Origin of the sequence: Streptomyces sp. NBC_00667 (assembly GCF_036226825.1) — a bacterium.
Classification (GTDB): Bacteria; Actinomycetota; Actinomycetes; order Streptomycetales; family Streptomycetaceae; genus Streptomyces.
The window spans coordinates 1,687,501-1,701,756 of the sequence record NZ_CP109022.1 but is presented as its reverse complement, the minus strand read 5'-3'; the positions used below and the strand labels follow the sequence as shown (position 1 = coordinate 1,701,756).

15 protein-coding genes (1 of these 15 only partly in view) are annotated in these 14,256 nt (G+C 70.7%); 9 read left to right on the top strand and 6 right to left on the bottom strand.

The window, feature by feature from the left end; all coding sequences use genetic code 11:
* Positions 1-41: 41 nt before the first annotated feature.
* Complete coding sequence (gene serB, locus OHA81_RS08120) at positions 42-1,241, bottom strand: phosphoserine phosphatase SerB (RefSeq protein WP_329194134.1); 1,200 nt, start codon at positions 1,239-1,241, stop codon at positions 42-44.
* Positions 1,242-1,555: 314 nt separating this feature from the next.
* Here serB and OHA81_RS08115 point away from each other — a divergent pair, with 314 nt between their 5' ends.
* Complete coding sequence (locus tag OHA81_RS08115) at positions 1,556-4,081, top strand: ABC transporter ATP-binding protein/permease (RefSeq protein WP_329194132.1); 2,526 nt, start codon at positions 1,556-1,558, stop codon at positions 4,079-4,081.
* Positions 4,082-4,195: 114 nt separating this feature from the next.
* Here OHA81_RS08115 and OHA81_RS08110 read toward each other — a convergent pair whose 3' ends face one another.
* Entirely contained in the window at positions 4,196-4,867 is a 672-nt protein-coding gene (locus tag OHA81_RS08110; RefSeq protein WP_329194130.1) for a transglycosylase SLT domain-containing protein, read from the bottom strand.
* Positions 4,868-5,418: 551 nt separating this feature from the next.
* On the opposite strand from OHA81_RS08110, the gene OHA81_RS08105 reads away from it, so the two are divergent.
* The 3 genes from OHA81_RS08105 (at position 5,419) to OHA81_RS08095 (ending at position 7,573) form a co-directional block, all read left to right on the top strand.
* Positions 5,419-6,570: a GAF domain-containing sensor histidine kinase gene (locus tag OHA81_RS08105; RefSeq protein WP_329194128.1), complete on the top strand. Its 1,152-nt coding sequence runs from the start codon at positions 5,419-5,421 to the stop codon at positions 6,568-6,570.
* Entirely contained in the window at positions 6,563-7,210 is a 648-nt protein-coding gene (locus OHA81_RS08100) for a response regulator transcription factor (protein WP_329194126.1), read from the top strand. The genes OHA81_RS08105 and OHA81_RS08100 overlap by 8 nt, the downstream gene beginning before the upstream one ends.
* A gap of 117 nt (positions 7,211-7,327) precedes the next feature.
* On the top strand, positions 7,328-7,573 hold the full coding sequence (locus tag OHA81_RS08095; protein WP_329194124.1) for a chaplin: 246 nt from the start codon (positions 7,328-7,330) through the stop codon (positions 7,571-7,573).
* Between the two features lie 275 nt (positions 7,574-7,848).
* Here the strand turns inward: OHA81_RS08095 and OHA81_RS08090 are convergent, their stop codons facing one another.
* Positions 7,849-8,625, bottom strand: a complete 777-nt coding sequence (locus OHA81_RS08090; RefSeq protein WP_329194122.1) for a hypothetical protein — start codon at positions 8,623-8,625, stop codon at positions 7,849-7,851.
* 134 nt (positions 8,626-8,759) lie between these two features.
* Here OHA81_RS08090 and OHA81_RS08085 point away from each other — a divergent pair, with 134 nt between their 5' ends.
* The 4 genes from OHA81_RS08085 (at position 8,760) to OHA81_RS08070 (ending at position 11,962) form a co-directional block, all read left to right on the top strand.
* Positions 8,760-9,554 carry an ABC transporter ATP-binding protein gene (locus OHA81_RS08085; RefSeq protein ID WP_329194120.1) on the top strand — a complete coding sequence of 265 codons (795 nt, stop codon included), beginning with the start codon at positions 8,760-8,762 and terminating at the stop codon, positions 9,552-9,554.
* Positions 9,555-9,608: 54 nt separating this feature from the next.
* Positions 9,609-10,040, top strand: a complete 432-nt coding sequence (locus tag OHA81_RS08080) for an NfeD family protein (RefSeq protein WP_329194118.1) — start codon at positions 9,609-9,611, stop codon at positions 10,038-10,040.
* An 84-nt stretch (positions 10,041-10,124) separates the two neighbouring features.
* The gene (locus tag OHA81_RS08075; protein ID WP_329194115.1) at positions 10,125-11,102 is read left to right on the top strand and encodes an SPFH domain-containing protein; all 978 of its coding nucleotides are present in this window, start codon (positions 10,125-10,127) and stop codon (positions 11,100-11,102) included.
* An 89-nt stretch (positions 11,103-11,191) separates the two neighbouring features.
* Positions 11,192-11,962, top strand: coding sequence for a sulfite exporter TauE/SafE family protein (locus tag OHA81_RS08070; RefSeq protein WP_329194112.1), 771 nt, complete (start codon positions 11,192-11,194; stop codon positions 11,960-11,962).
* 49 nt (positions 11,963-12,011) lie between these two features.
* On the opposite strand, the gene OHA81_RS08065 is transcribed toward OHA81_RS08070, so the two are convergent.
* The 3 genes from OHA81_RS08065 to OHA81_RS08055 all read right to left on the bottom strand — a co-directional run bounded on the left by OHA81_RS08065 (position 12,012) and on the right by OHA81_RS08055 (position 14,032).
* On the bottom strand, positions 12,012-12,515 hold the full coding sequence (locus OHA81_RS08065; protein WP_136216287.1) for an HNH endonuclease: 504 nt from the start codon (positions 12,513-12,515) through the stop codon (positions 12,012-12,014).
* 149 nt (positions 12,516-12,664) lie between these two features.
* Positions 12,665-13,198, bottom strand: coding sequence for a YbhB/YbcL family Raf kinase inhibitor-like protein (locus OHA81_RS08060; protein WP_329194106.1), 534 nt, complete (start codon positions 13,196-13,198; stop codon positions 12,665-12,667).
* Between the two features lie 51 nt (positions 13,199-13,249).
* A complete protein-coding gene (locus tag OHA81_RS08055) occupies positions 13,250-14,032 on the bottom strand; it encodes a sporulation protein (protein ID WP_329194104.1) in 783 nt (260 codons plus the stop codon).
* Between the two features lie 110 nt (positions 14,033-14,142).
* On the opposite strand from OHA81_RS08055, the gene OHA81_RS08050 reads away from it, so the two are divergent.
* A protein-coding gene (locus OHA81_RS08050) for a DNA-3-methyladenine glycosylase (RefSeq protein WP_329194102.1) crosses the window boundary here: on the top strand, positions 14,143-14,256 show its start. 528 nt of this gene lie beyond the right edge of the window; 114 of the gene's 642 nt are visible here — the first part of the coding sequence; it begins with the start codon at positions 14,143-14,145; the stop codon falls past the right edge of the window.

Below are 14,256 nucleotides of genomic sequence, written 5' to 3'. Positions count from 1 at the left end.
GCCCTCAAGGCCGGCCGGGGCCGTCGGCGCGGGCCGGGCCGTCAGGCCAGATCGGCGGCTTCCACCTCTTCGCGCGTGATGCCGAGCAGGTACAGCACCGCGTCCAGGAACGGCACGTTCACCGCCGTGTGCGCGGCCTCGCGGACCACCGGCTTGGCGTTGAAGGCCACGCCCAGCCCGGCCGCGTTCAGCATGTCCAGGTCGTTGGCGCCGTCACCGATCGCCACGGTCTGGGCCAGCGGCACACCCGCCTCCGCCGCGAAGCGGCGCAGCAGCCGGGCCTTGCCCGCCCGGTCCACGATCTCGCCCGTGACCCGGCCGGTCAGCTTCCCGTCGACGATCTCCAGCGTGTTCGCCGAGGCGAAGTCCAGGCCGAGCCGCTCCCGGAGGTCGTCCGTGACCTGCGTGAACCCGCCCGAGACCACCCCGACCTGGTAGCCGAGCATCTTGAGCGTCCGGATCAAGGTCCGGGCGCCGGGGGTGAGCCGCACCTCGGAACGCACCTTGTCCACGACGGAGGCGTCCAGCCCCGCGAGCAGCGCGACCCGGGCGTGCAGCGACTGCTCGAAGTCGAGCTCCCCGCGCATCGCCCGCTCGGTGACCTCCGCGACCTCGGCCTCACAGCCGGCGTGCGCCGCGAACAGCTCGATGACCTCGTCCTGGATCAGCGTCGAGTCCACGTCCATCACGACCAGGCGCTGCGCCCGGCGGTGCAGTCCCGCCGACACCACGGCCACGTCGACGCCGATCTGCGCGGCGGCGGTCGCCAGCGCGGTCCGCAGCGGCTCCGTCTCCGCGCCGGAGACGGCGAATTCCACGGCCGTCACCGGATACTTCGCCAGGCGGAAGATGCGGTCGATGTTGCCGCCCGTCCCGGTGATCCTGGCCGCTATGGCCGCCGTCGACTCGGCGGTCAGGGGGTGCCCGAGCACGGTCACGTGCGAGCGGCCGCTGCCGCGCGGCCGGTTGTCGCCGGTTCCGGAAAGGATCTCGGCCTGCATCTTGAGCGACTCGGCCCAGCTGTGGACGGTGGCCCGCAGCTCGCCCTCGGTGCCGCCCACGGGCATGGTGACGAGGGCGCACAGGACGATGCGGCCGCGGGTGACGACCTGCTCGATGTCGACCACGTCGACGGAGTAGGCGGCGAGGGTGTCGAACAGCCCGGCGGTGATCCCGGGACGGTCCTTGCCGAAGATCTTGACGAGGAGGGTGGGGACGTCGGAGGTCTGCGAAGCGCTCATGGTCCTCTCACCGTATCTTGACCACTCCCGGACCAGGACCCCCGTCCCACCCAGCGGTCACAACCTTCCCCCGGTGTTTGCCCGCACGCCATCCGGACGTGGCGGCGGAGTGACGCCGGGGGAGTGCTCCCCCCGTGCCCTCCCGGTGGCTTTCGACCGGGTCTGCGCCGCTACGCGGACCCCCGGCGAGGCCCCGATTCCACATGTGGGCCCGGGCCTGAAATAGTTCCCCCGGATGTTCGCCATCCCTAGACTCCCTGACGTCGGACTCCCTGACGCCAGGGGGATTCTCGGGGGACTTAAGTGGGGCTGGAGTGCCGGAACTCGTACTGGAATTGAATGGCAGGACCTGGACGCTCGATCCGTCCAGGTCGTACTCGCTGGGGCGCGACCCCCAGGGAGACGTGGTGATCGACGACGCCCGGGTGTCGTGGCGGCACGCCACCATCACCTGGAACGGCCGTGGTTGGGGTCTCGAGGACCACGGCAGCACCAACGGCACCTATGTGCACGGGAGTCGGGTCCAGCAGACCGAACTCGTGCCCGGTACGCCGGTCCACCTCGGCAACGCGACCGACGGGCCGAGGCTGAACCTGAGCGCCGCCGTCGCGGCGGCTGCGCCCGCCTACCAGGGGCAGGCCCCCGCGTACGAGGCCCCGCCCCAGCAGCAGGCCCCCGCGTACGAGGCCCCGCCCCAGCAGCAGGCCTGGCAGCAGCAGGCACCGCCCCAACAGCACCAGCACCCCCAGCACCAGGCCCAGCCGCACTTCCCGCAGCAGCAGGGCGGCGGCGCCCAGCCCGCGCAGGGAGCGACACCCGGCTACAGCGACCGCAGCCCGACGACGTTCCACCAGATCGCCGTCGGCCGCGTCATGCGCATCGGCCGTGCCCTGGAGAACGAGCTCGTCGTCTCCGACCTGCAGGTCTCGCGCCACCACGCGGAGTTCCGCTCCACCGGCGGCCGCTTCGAGATCCACGACCTGGGCAGCCACAACGGCACCTACGTCAACGGCCAGCCGCTGCCCAAGTCCGGAACCGCGCTCCTCGGCCCCAACGACATCGTCGGCGTCGGCCACTCCACGTTCCGGATCGTCGGGGACCGGCTGGAGGAGTTCGTCGACACCGGCGACGTCTCCTTCTCGGCCCGCCACCTCACCGTCACCGTCGACGGCGGCAAGCAGATCCTCAAGGACGTCACCTTCGGCGTCCCGGAGAAGTCGCTCATCGGCGTCATCGGCCCCTCCGGCTCCGGAAAGTCGACCCTGCTCAAGGCGCTGACCGGCTACCGGCCCGCCAACCAGGGCGACGTCCTCTACGACAACCGCAACCTGTACAAGCAGTTCGCGGAGCTCCGCCAGCGCATCGGCCTGGTCCCGCAGGACGACATCCTGCACAAGGAACTCAAGGTCAGCACCGCCCTCAAGTACGCGGCCAAGCTCCGCTTCCCCGGCGACACCGCCGAGTCCGAGCGCGCCGCCCGCATCGACGAGGTGCTGCGCGAGCTCAAGCTCGACATCCACAAGGACAAGAAGATCACCTCGCTCTCGGGCGGTCAGCGCAAGCGCGTGTCCGTCGCCCTGGAGCTGCTCACCAAGCCCTCCCTGATCTTCCTCGACGAGCCCACCTCCGGCCTCGACCCGGGCATGGACCGCGACGTCATGCAGCTGCTGCGCGGCCTCGCCGACGACGGCCGCACGGTCCTCGTCGTCACCCACTCCGTCGCGGAGCTGTCCATCTGCGACAAGCTGCTGGTCATGGCCCCGGGCGGGTCGGTCGCCTACTTCGGCCCGCCGGCCGAGGCGCTGAACTTCTTCGGCTACTCCACGTGGGCCGACGTGTTCTCCGCCTTCGAGAACTTCCGCGACTACGACTGGGCCGGCCGCTGGAAGGGCTCGCAGCACTACCAGCTGTACGCCGCCGACATCGACGCGGTGGCCCCGCAGTCCGTCGCGCTGCCGCCCGCGCAGCAGATGCGCCCGCCCAAGCCGCAGGGCTGGGGCTCGCAGCTGTGGACGCTGATCCGCCGCTACCTCGCGGTGATCGCGTCCGACAAGGGCTTCATCGGGCTGATGCTGATCCTGCCGGCGGTGCTGGGCGTGGTCTCCACGGTCATCCCCGCCACCTTCGGCCTCGCGCCGCCCAAGGCGCCGTCGCGCTTCAACGGCGACGCGGGCACGATCATGCTGATCCTCTGCGTCGGCATGTGCTTCTCCGGCGCCGCGAACTCGGTCCGCGAGCTGATCAAGGAACGCGTCATCTACGAGCGTGAACGCGCGACCGGCCTGTCCCGGTCCGCGTACCTCATGTCGAAGGTGATCGTCCTCGGTGTCATCACGGCCGTCCAGGGCGTGATCATCTGCGTGATCGGCTTCACCCCGCGCGACCTGCCCACCGAGGGCCTGCTCATGCCGCCGGCCGTCGAGCTGTGCCTGTCCGTCACCGCACTCGGCTTCACCTCGATGATGTTCGGCCTCGTGATCTCCTCGCTGGTGAAGACCGCCGAGAAGACCATGCCGCTGCTGGTGATGTTCGCGATCGTCCAGGTCGTCTTCACCGGCATCCTGTTCAAGGTCTACGACTCCATCGGCCTGGAGCAGGTCGCCTGGCTGATGCCGTCCCGCTGGGCCATCGCCGCCGCGGGCACGACGCTGAACCTCGGCCAGCTCATGCCGCCGTGGGACCACGACAACCCGTCGAACACCGACCCGCTGTGGGACCACTCGATCGGCCAGTGGAGCCTGGACATCACCATCCTGCTGCTGATCGGCGTCGCCTGCGGCTTCGTGGTACAGCGCCTGCTGCGCCGCCACGAGCCCGAGGTCATGCGCGCCGGCAACTAGGCCCGGGCCCGGACAGGACGCATCCTCTCGGCAAGCGCGCGAAACGCCTCAGGGCGGCACCCGGAACACCGGGGGCCGCCCTGAGGCGCATGGGGGTTGCTCCGCCGCCAGGCCTCAGTAGGCGCTGTTGACGTTGTCCATCGAGCCGTAGCGGTCGGCCGCGTAGTTGCAGGCGGCGACGATGTTCGCGACGGGGTCGTACAGGTCGAACTTCGTGCCCTTGACGTGGTAGGCGGCGAAGGTCGGCTGGATGACCTGGAGGAGACCCTTGGACGGGATGCCGTTCTGGGCGTTGATGTCCCAGTTGTTGATCGCCCGGGGGTTGCCGCTGGACTCACGCATGATGTTGCGGTGGATGCCGGCGTAGGTGCCCGGGATGCCCTCGCGCTTCATGATGGACAGGGCTTCCTTGATCCAGCCGTCCAGGTTGTTCGCGAAGACCGGGGCGCGGACCGCGGAACGGCTGGCGGCGGCCTTCTGCTCGCGCGCCTTCTTCGCATCGGCCTCGGCCTTCGCCTTGGCCTTCGCGTCGGCCGCGGCCTTGGTCTTGGCTATGGCGAGCTGCGTGCCGAGGTGCGCCTGCACGGTCTTCGTCTGGGCGCCGTCCACGACCTTCGTCCACGCCACGGGGGCGAGGGCGACCGTCGTCCCGCTCGTCTCGGCGGCGTTGGCCGGAACGAGGGAGAAGGCGAGCGCGGCGGCACCGAGGGTGGCGATGCCGGCGAAGGAGAGCTTCTGGGCCTTGGTCGGACGAAGACTGTGGCCGGGGGTGCTGGTCTCGGACATGCGTGAGCAACCTCTTCGAATAGCGGGGGCCGCAGGAAAGCGCCGCGGGATCCGGAGATCGCGGCGCTGTGCGACGTCGACATTCTTAGCGGTGGCAAAAAGGCATGGCAAAGGTGTGACGTACGATCCCGCTTAGTGGATCAGGATCGTCCGCTGAGGCTTGATTGCAGGCATCGCGGCAAGGCGCAGCAGTGCTGACGGTGCCTTTACTTACGTACTACGCAGCTTCGTAAGTGACCTGCGTCCTATGCCGGGGCTCACATCGGGCAGGTAACGGTTTCACCGTAAGTTGCCGGTGCAATGCAATCCGTGAACGGTGTCATCCTCAGGTCGCAGGCGAAGGTCCCGAGCCTCGTCCCGCAGACCGAGCCGGCCGCCGCCCCGCCGCCCCTGCGGCCGACCCGGACGCCCGTACCCCCGTACCGGCCCCGTATGCGGGACCTGCCCGTGCGCGAACGCCGCGACCGTCCCCGCGTCCCCTCCCGCCCGGGTCCCCAGCCCTACGCCCGCAGACCGATCCCGCAGGTCAGGGCCGCCGGTACGGTGAGCCCATGCACCGCAACGGACCCTGCACCGGACTGGCCGCCGTCAGTACCGCGCTGCTGGCCATGAGCCGCCGCCTGGAGGTCCACGACGTCCTGCGGACGATCGTCGTCTCCGCGCGGGAGCTCCTGGACGCCGAGTACGCGGCCCTGGGCGTCCCCGACGACCACGGCGGCTTCGCCCAGTTCGTCGTGGACGGCGTCAGCGAGGAGCAGTGGAGGAGCATCGGCCCCCTGCCCCGCCAGCACGGCATCCTCGCCGCGATGCTCCACGACGAGGGCCCCCAGCGGCTCACCGACGTACGCGAGGACCCCCGCTTCGGCGGCTGGCCCGCCGCGCACCCCGACATGGCCGACTTCCTCGGCATGCCCATCCGGGACGGCGAGGAGACCCTCGGCGCCCTCTTCCTCGCGAACAAGCGCGACACCGGCGGCCGGCCCGGCACCCGGGGCTTCTGCGACGAGGACGAGGAACTCCTCTCCCTCCTCGCCCAGCACGCCGCGATCGCCCTCACCAACGCCCGCCTCTACGAACGCAGCCGCGAGCTCACCATCGCCGAGGAGCGCTCCCGCCTCGCCCACGAGCTGCACGACGCCGTCAGCCAGAAGCTGTTCTCCCTGCGCCTGACCGCCCAGGCCGCCGCCGCCCTCGTGGACCGCGACCCGGCCCGGGCCAAGGACGAACTCCAGCAGGTCGCCGCCCTGGCCGCCGGGGCCGCCGACGAACTGCGCGCCGCCGTGACCGAGCTGCGCCCCGCGGCCCTGGACGAGGACGGACTCGTCGCGACCCTGCGCGACCACGTCCGCGTCCTGGACCGCGCCCACACCGCGCACGTCACCTTCGTCTGCGACGGCGTACGGGCCCTCCCCGCGACCCAGGAGGAAGCCCTCCTGCGCGTCGCCCAGGAGGCCCTCCACAACGCCCTGCGCCACTCCGGCGGCGACCGGGTCGAGGTCACCCTCGTCCGCCGGGCCGCGGGAGCCGCCTTGACCGTCACGGACAACGGAAGCGGCTTCTCCCCTTCCACCATCCGCGCGGCCGGCCGCCACCTGGGCCTCGTCTCCATGCGGGACCGGGCCGGCGGCGTCGGGGGCCGGCTCGAAGTCCGCTCGCAGCCCGGTGGGGGCACCACGATCGAGATGGAGGTCCCCGGTGGCTGACACACCCATCCGCGTCCTGCTGGTCGACGACCACCAGGTGGTCCGGCGCGGCCTGCGCACCTTCCTGGAAGTACAGGAGGACATCGAGGTCGTCGGCGAGGCCGCGGACGGCGAGGAGGGCATCGCCCGCGCCGGGGAACTGCGCCCCGACGTGATCCTCATGGACGTCAAGATGCCCGGTACCGACGGCATCGAGGCACTGCGGCGGCTGCGCGAACTGGAGAACCCGGCGCGGGTCCTGGTCGTCACCAGCTTCACCGAACAGCGGACGGTGGTCCCCGCCCTGCGGGCCGGGGCCGCCGGATACGTCTACAAGGACATCGACCCCGACGCCCTGGCGGGAGCCATCCGCTCGGTCCACGCGGGCCACGTCCTGCTCCAGCCGGAGGTGGCCCGCGCCCTGCTCGCCCAGGAGGACCAGCCGTCGTCCTCACCGCGCGCGGGCGCGCTGACCGACCGGGAACGCGAGGTCCTCTCCCTCATCGCGGACGGCCGGGCGAACCGGGAGATCGCCCGGGCGCTGGTCCTGTCCGAGAAGACGGTCAAGACGCACGTCTCGAACATCCTGATGAAACTGGACCTCTCCGACCGCACGCAGGCCGCCCTGTGGGCGGTCCGCCACGGCATCGTGGAGGCTTGAGCCCTCTTCATACGATCGGGTGTATGTCGCCCACACGGCGTATCCGGGCACGCGTGTGGCCGTTCTCCATGCACGCCGCGACGGCTGGTCGCGGCGGACGTATGGAGGAAGAAGAACGTGAAGAACTTCAAGAAGGCCACCGCCGTCACCATGATCGCGGGCGGCCTCATCGCCGCCGGCGCGGGTGTCTCCTCGGCGCACGGTGGTGCGTCGGCGGAGGGCGCGGCCCAGAACTCGCCGGGCGTGGCCTCGGGGAACCTGGTCCAGGCCCCCGTGAACGTCCCCGTCAACGTGGTGGGCAACTCGGTCAACGTGATCGGCCTCCTGAACCCCGCCTTCGGCAACTCGGGCATCAACGCCTGACCCCTCCCCACCCGGCCCCGCTTCCCCCTCTCCCCGGAAGCGGGGCCGTCCCCGCCGCCGGGCCGGCGCATCCCCCGCCGCCGTTTTCCAGCGCCCGGCCGGCACGTCCAGCCCCGTCGGCGTTGGAGGCGCGGGGCGTGGGGCGGAGCCCCACCAGGCCCGGCGCAGCCGGGGGCCGCTTGCGCGACGGCGCCGCACCCGAGGGTCCGCAGCGGACTCCGGTCGCAGTCGCAGCGCCGGAGCACCCCCGCACCGGAGCACCCCGCAGGGGCCCCTCAGCCCCGCTGTTCGACCGCCGCGTTGTACGCCGCCACCAGCGCCCGCCGGGCCACCCGCTCAACGGGCCGCAAGGCCTCCGCCCGCGCCGCCATCTCCGACGCGGCCACCGCACCCCCGTGCCCGTTCTCGTACGCCAGCGACACCAGCAGGTCCACCCGCTGCGCCAGCGCCAGCACCCGCACCGCCCGCGCCGGATACCCCGGCGCCAGCACCTCCCCGCCGGACTCCGCCCGCGCCCGGTACGCCGACAGTGCCGCCTCCGCCACCGGCCCCGACCCCGCCACGTCCAGCCGCGTCAGCACCACCGTCGCCTCGCGCAGCGCCTCCGCCAGCTCCCGCTCCGCCTCGCCGAGCGACGGCACGTCCGCCGGCGGCGCCTCCCGCACCGGCAGGCAGTGCCACGTCACCGAGACGTGCACGTCCCCCTCCGGCCCCGCCTCGGCGACCTCCGGCACCAGACCCAGCGCCGCCCCCACCGCGATCACCGCCTCCTCGGCCTCCAGCGCCCGCGCGTTGAACTCCGGCGGCCCGCTGAGCCCCAGCGGATGCCCCGGCGCCGGCAGGGCCACCCGCAGCCCGGTCACCCCCAGCGCCCGCATCCGGCCCAGCGCCAGCGTCAGCCCCACCGGACCCGTCTCCCCGGGCAGTCCCTCCACCCGGTGCACGGCGTCCTCACCCACGATCGACAGCACGGCCTCGTCGGGCGAGACGAGACCGGCCAGCAGCGCGTTCCCCCAGGCGGCAAGCCGCCCTGAACGTGGTTCGAAAAGCATCCCCCCACTTTACGGATCGGCCCGCGGGACCGGCCTGGCGCCCGTACCCCTCCGCCAGTGGCGTAGGTTTTCCCCTGGGGCTGCGCCTACCGGTGCACAGACGAACCGAGACTGCAAGGGGAGACAACACGCTCATGAGCGATGTTCTGGAGCTGGTGGACGTATCCGTGGTCCGCGAGGGCCGGGCGCTGGTGGACCAGGTCTCCTGGTCGGTGAAGGAGGGGGAGCGCTGGGTGATCCTCGGCCCCAACGGCGCCGGGAAGACCACCCTGCTCAATGTCGCCTCCAGCTACCTCTTCCCCACCGCGGGCGGGGCCACCATCCTCGGCAGCACCCTCGGCAAGGTGAACGTCTTCGACCTGCGCCCCCGCATCGGAGTCGCCGGCATCGCGATGGCCGACAAGCTCCCCAAGCGGCAGACCGTCCTGGAGACCGTCCTCACCGCCGCCTACGGCATGACGGCGACCTGGCAGGAGGAGTACGAGGACATCGACGAGCAGCGCGCCCGCGCGTTCCTCGACCGCCTCGGCATGACGGACTACCTCGACCGGAAGTTCGGCACCCTCTCCGAGGGCGAACGCAAGCGCACCCTGATCGCCCGCGCCCTGATGACCGACCCCGAGCTGCTGCTCCTCGACGAGCCCGCCGCCGGTCTCGACCTCGGCGGCCGCGAGGACCTCGTACGGCGCCTCGGCCGTCTCGCCCGCGACCCTCTCGCACCCTCCATGATCATGGTCACGCACCACGTCGAGGAGATCGCCCCCGGCTTCACGCACGTCCTGATGATCCGCCAGGGCAAGGTCGTCACCGCCGGCCCCATCGATCTGGAACTGACCTCCCGCAACCTCTCGCTGTGCTTCGGCCTCCCGCTCGTCGTGGAGCGCAACGACAGCGACCGCTGGACCGCCCAGGGCCTCCCGCTGCGCTAGCGGGTCCGCACCGCACCCTGTCCCGACCGCGCCCGCCAGACCTACCATGACCATGTGACCAACATCGACGCATGGGTGTGGTGGCTCATCGGCGCGGTCGGACTGGGCATCCCCCTGGTCATCACCGCGATGCCGGAGTTCGGCATGTTCGCCGTCGGCGCGGCCCTCGCCGCCGTGACGGCCGCGCTCGGCGGGGGAGTGGTGGCCCAGGTCCTGGTGTTCGTGACCGTGTCGGTCGCGCTCATCGCCGTCGTCCGCCCCCTCGCCAACCGCCACCGCGACCAACGCCCCCAACACCGCAGCGGCATCGAGGCGTTGAAGGGCAGGAGCGCCCTCGTCCTGGAACGCGTCGACGGCAGCGGCGGCCGCATCAAGCTCGCCGGCGAGATCTGGTCCGCGCGCACCCTCGACTCGGACACCAGTTTCGAACCCGGCCAGTCCGTCGACGTCGTCGACATCGACGGGGCGACCGCGGTCGTCATGTGAGAACCACCCGACTCGCGACCCCAGGGTCTGCGAGACTCCGATCAACGGGGCAGCACAGACAGCCGGAAGGGCACGGGGAACCGCATGCAACCGATCATCATCGTCCTGATCATTCTGGTGGTTCTGGTCTTCATCGCACTGGTCAAGACGATCCAGGTGATCCCGCAGGCCAGCGCCGCCATCGTCGAGCGGTTCGGCCGCTACACCCGCACCCTCAACGCGGGCCTTAACATCGTCGTCCCGTTCATCGACTCGATCCGCAACCGGATCGACCTCCGCGAACAGGTCGTCCCCTTCCCGCCGCAGCCGGTCATCACCCAGGACAACCTGGTGGTCAACATCGACACGGTCATCTACTACCAGGTGACCGACGCCCGGGCCGCGACGTACGAAGTCGCCAGCTACATCCAGGCCATCGAGCAGCTCACCGTCACCACCCTGCGCAACATCATCGGCGGCATGGACCTGGAACGCACCCTCACCTCCCGCGAGGAGATCAACGCGGCCCTGCGCGGCGTACTCGACGAGGCAACCGGCAAGTGGGGCATCCGCGTCAACCGCGTCGAGCTCAAGGCCATCGAGCCGCCGACCTCCATCCAGGACTCGATGGAGAAGCAGATGCGCGCCGACCGCGACAAGCGCGCCGCGATCCTCCAGGCCGAAGGTGTCCGCCAGTCCGAGATCCTGCGCGCCGAGGGTGAGAAGCAGTCGTCCATCCTGCGCGCCGAAGGTGACGCCAAGGCGGCCGCCCTGCGCGCCGAGGGCGAGGCCCAGGCCATCCGTACGGTCTTCGAGTCCATCCACGCCGGCGACGCCGACCAGAAGCTCCTCGCCTACCAGTACCTCCAGATGCTCCCGAAGATCGCAGAAGGCGACGCCAACAAGCTCTGGATCGTGCCCAGCGAGATCGGCGACGCCCTCAAGGGCCTCTCCGGCGCCATGGGCAACTTCGGTCCCATGGGCGGCGGTTCGGGCTTCAACCCGGCCGGCTCCGGCAAGGACGGCGCGAGCGCGGCCGACAAGGCCGCCGCGGACCGCCGCGAACAGCCCCCCATCGACTGACCGGCCGCCGCCTGTTGCATGATCAGTGAGGCCCCTCGACCTTCACGGCGGGGAGGCGACTCACTCATGCGAAGGGGATGGCAGCGTCCATGTCCATCTGGGAATCACTCGCGGTCTTCGCCGCAGGCGTCGGAGCCGGCACCATCAACACCATCGTCGGCTCCGGCACCCTCATCACCTTCCCCGTCCTGCTCGCCACAGGACTGCCGCCGGTCACCGCCAACGTGTCCAACACCCTCGGTCTCGTGCCCGGCTCGATCAGCGGCGCCATCGGCTACCGCAAGGAACTCAAGGGCCAGCGCGCCCGCATCCTGCGGCTCGGCGCCGTCTCCCTCGTCGGCGGACTCGGCGGCGCGATCCTGCTCCTCACCCTGCCGTCGGACTCCTTCAACACGATCGTGCCCGTCCTCATCGGACTGGCCCTCGTCCTCGTCGTCCTCCAGCCGCGCCTCGCCGCCGCCCTGCGCGCCCGCCAGGAAGCCGCGGGCGGCGACACCGGACACCCCGACGGCGGCCCCGCCCTGCTGACCGGAATGCTGCTCTCCAGCGCCTACGGCGGCTACTTCGGCGCCGCCCAAGGAGTGCTCTACCTCGGTCTGATGGGGCTGCTGCTCCACGATGACCTGCAACGGATCAACGCCGTCAAGAACGTCGTCGCCGCCCTCGTCAACGGCATCGCGGCCGTCTTCTTCCTCTTCGTCGCCGACTTCGACTGGACGGCCGTGGTCCTCATCGCCCTCGGCTCCACCCTCGGCGGCCAGATCGGCGCGAAGGTCGGCCGCCGACTGCCCCCGACGGTGCTGCGCGCCGTCATCGTCGCAGTCGGGATCATCGCCATCGTCCAACTGCTCCTGCGCTGAACGGCGTAGTGCGCCTACGCAGCCCAGCGCAGCCGCGTGCCTCGACGGACTAGGCGGTACGCGCCAGCCACTCGGGCAATACCTCGCGCCCGCCGGAACCCAGCGCGAGCAGCATCGCGTCCGCCGGCGACGGAACGAACGGCTTGCGGAGCAACGGCATCCCCGCCTCCTCCGGAGTGCGGGCCGCCTTGCGGTGGTTGTCCTCCGCACAGGACGCCACCGTGTTCAGCCAGGTGTCGCCACCCCCCTGGGCCCGCGGAAGCACGTGGTCCACGGTCGTCGCACGCTTCCCGCAGTACGCGCACCGGTGCTGGTCACGGGCCAGCACGCCCCGCCGCGACCAAGGAGCGTGTCTTCGGAACGGCACCCGAACGTACCGGCAGAGCCTGATCACCCGCGGCATCGGTAGCTCCATCGTGGCCGCCCGGACACGCAGCTCGGGATGCGACTGTTCGACCACGGCCTTGTCCTGGAGCACCAGTACCACAGCCCGGTTCAACGTCACCGTCGACAGCGGCTCGAAGCTCGCATTCAGCACCAGCGTGTCCCGCATCTCGCCCACCTCCCGTGTGCAGGCCCGCGACCTCCCTGGCGGCAAGGCCCGGAACCACTCTGGCCGCGCGCGCCACGCGGGACAACGCAATAAAAATGCCCGGTCCTGGCCGTCTTTAGACCAGGACCGGGCAAACGCTCGGGAAACGATCAGCTCGCCGGAGCCTCGTACTCACCGATCAGCTGCGCACGGCCCAACGTGTGGAACCTCAGGTTGAACCCGACGACCGCCGGCGAGACGTCCGAGCCGGGCCCGAGCTTCTCCTGGTCCACCGCGTACACGGTGAACACGTACCGGTGGCGCTCCCCGGCAGGCGGGGCGGCCCCGCCGAAGTCCTTCGTCCCGTAGTCGTTGCGCACGTGCACGGCCCCGGCCGGCAACCCCTCGAACTTCCCGCCGCCCGCCCCGGCCGGCAACTCCGTCACCGAGGCCGGGATGTCGAAGAGCACCCAGTGCCAGAACCCGCTGCCCGTCGGCGCGTCCGGGTCGAAGCACGTCACGGCGAAGCTCTTCGTCCCCTCCGGGAACCCCTCCCACCGCAGGTGCGGCGAGCGGTTCCCGGCCGACTGGACCTGGGCCTCCCCGAGATCCGCGCCGGGTGCCAGGTCGTCACTCACCACGGAGAAGGAATCGACCTCCGGGTGGAAGTCGTGCGGAAGAGGCGCCCTGCTCTGCTCGGCCACTGCTGAACCTCCTGATCGCTTAACCAGTACCGCCCCGAGCCTAAACAGCCCTCAGAACCAGTTGCGGTGCGAACCCACGGAGGCGATCCACTGGTTCAGATACGCCGCCCAGTCGGTCCCCTCGTACGACTGCAGACCCACCTGGAAGCAGCGGTAGGTGTCGCTGCCCTCGGAGAAGAGGCCCGGCTTCTTGTCCATCTCCAGGACGACGTCCATCTCACGGCCGTCCGAGACGAACGTCAGCTCCACCTGGTTCAGCCCCCGGTACTGCGACGGCGGAAGGAACTCGATCTCCTGGTAGAACGGCAGCGTCTGCCGCGTCCCGCGGATGTGCCCGCGCTCCATGTCCGCCGAGCGGAACGAGAAACCGAGCCGACGGAACGCGTCCAAGATCGCCTGCTGCGCCGGAACCGGGTGCACGTTGATCGGGTCCAGGTCACCCGCGTCCACCGCCCGGGCGATCTCCAGCTCCGTGCTCACCCCGATGTTCATGCCCCGCAGGTGCTGGCCCTCGAAATGGGTGATCGGCGTCTCCCACGGGATCTCCAGCCCGAACGGCACCACGTGCAGCGCACCCGGCTGGACCTGGAACGCACCGCCCAGCCGCTGCTTCGCGAAGACGATGTCCTGCTTGTGCTCCTGGTCGCCGCCCTCCACCTCCACCCGCGCCTGGAGCCCGACCGACAACCCCTCGATCTGCTGCTCGACGGAACCGCCCTGGATGCGGACCTCGCCCTGGACGATGCCGCCCGGAACGACGTTCGGTTCGGTGATGACGGTGTCCACCGAGGCACCACCGGCACCCAGCGCCGCGAACAGCTTCCTGAACCCCATGCTCTGACTCCCCTTTGAAGCTCTGTGACGTAAAGGCTGGTGACTACCCCTACAAACGCGGAACCCTAGGCCCCGGTTGCAAGCGCACGACCTCCAGTACGCTCGACTGGATGAGCGCGCGACCCGACCGTACGCCCCTGCCCCGGTCCTTCTTCGACCGCCCGGTCCTCACCGTGGCCCCCGACCTGCTCGGCCGCACCCTGGTCCGGCGGACCGCCGAGGGC

Coding starts and splice junctions, on each gene's coding strand:
- OHA81_RS08055 (WP_329194104.1), bottom strand. CDS start 14,032: ATGGGGTTCAGGAAGCTGTTCGCGGCGCTGGGTGCCGGTGGTGCCTCG.
- OHA81_RS08110 (WP_329194130.1), bottom strand. CDS start 4,867: ATGTCCGAGACCAGCACCCCCGGCCACAGTCTTCGTCCGACCAAGGCC.
- OHA81_RS08085 (WP_329194120.1), top strand. CDS start 8,760: ATGAGCGATGTTCTGGAGCTGGTGGACGTATCCGTGGTCCGCGAGGGC.
- OHA81_RS08105 (WP_329194128.1), top strand. CDS start 5,419: ATGCACCGCAACGGACCCTGCACCGGACTGGCCGCCGTCAGTACCGCG.
- OHA81_RS08070 (WP_329194112.1), top strand. CDS start 11,192: ATGTCCATCTGGGAATCACTCGCGGTCTTCGCCGCAGGCGTCGGAGCC.
- OHA81_RS08065 (WP_136216287.1), bottom strand. CDS start 12,515: ATGCGGGACACGCTGGTGCTGAATGCGAGCTTCGAGCCGCTGTCGACG.
- serB (WP_329194134.1), bottom strand. CDS start 1,241: ATGAGCGCTTCGCAGACCTCCGACGTCCCCACCCTCCTCGTCAAGATC.
- OHA81_RS08090 (WP_329194122.1), bottom strand. CDS start 8,625: ATGCTTTTCGAACCACGTTCAGGGCGGCTTGCCGCCTGGGGGAACGCG.
- OHA81_RS08075 (WP_329194115.1), top strand. CDS start 10,125: ATGCAACCGATCATCATCGTCCTGATCATTCTGGTGGTTCTGGTCTTC.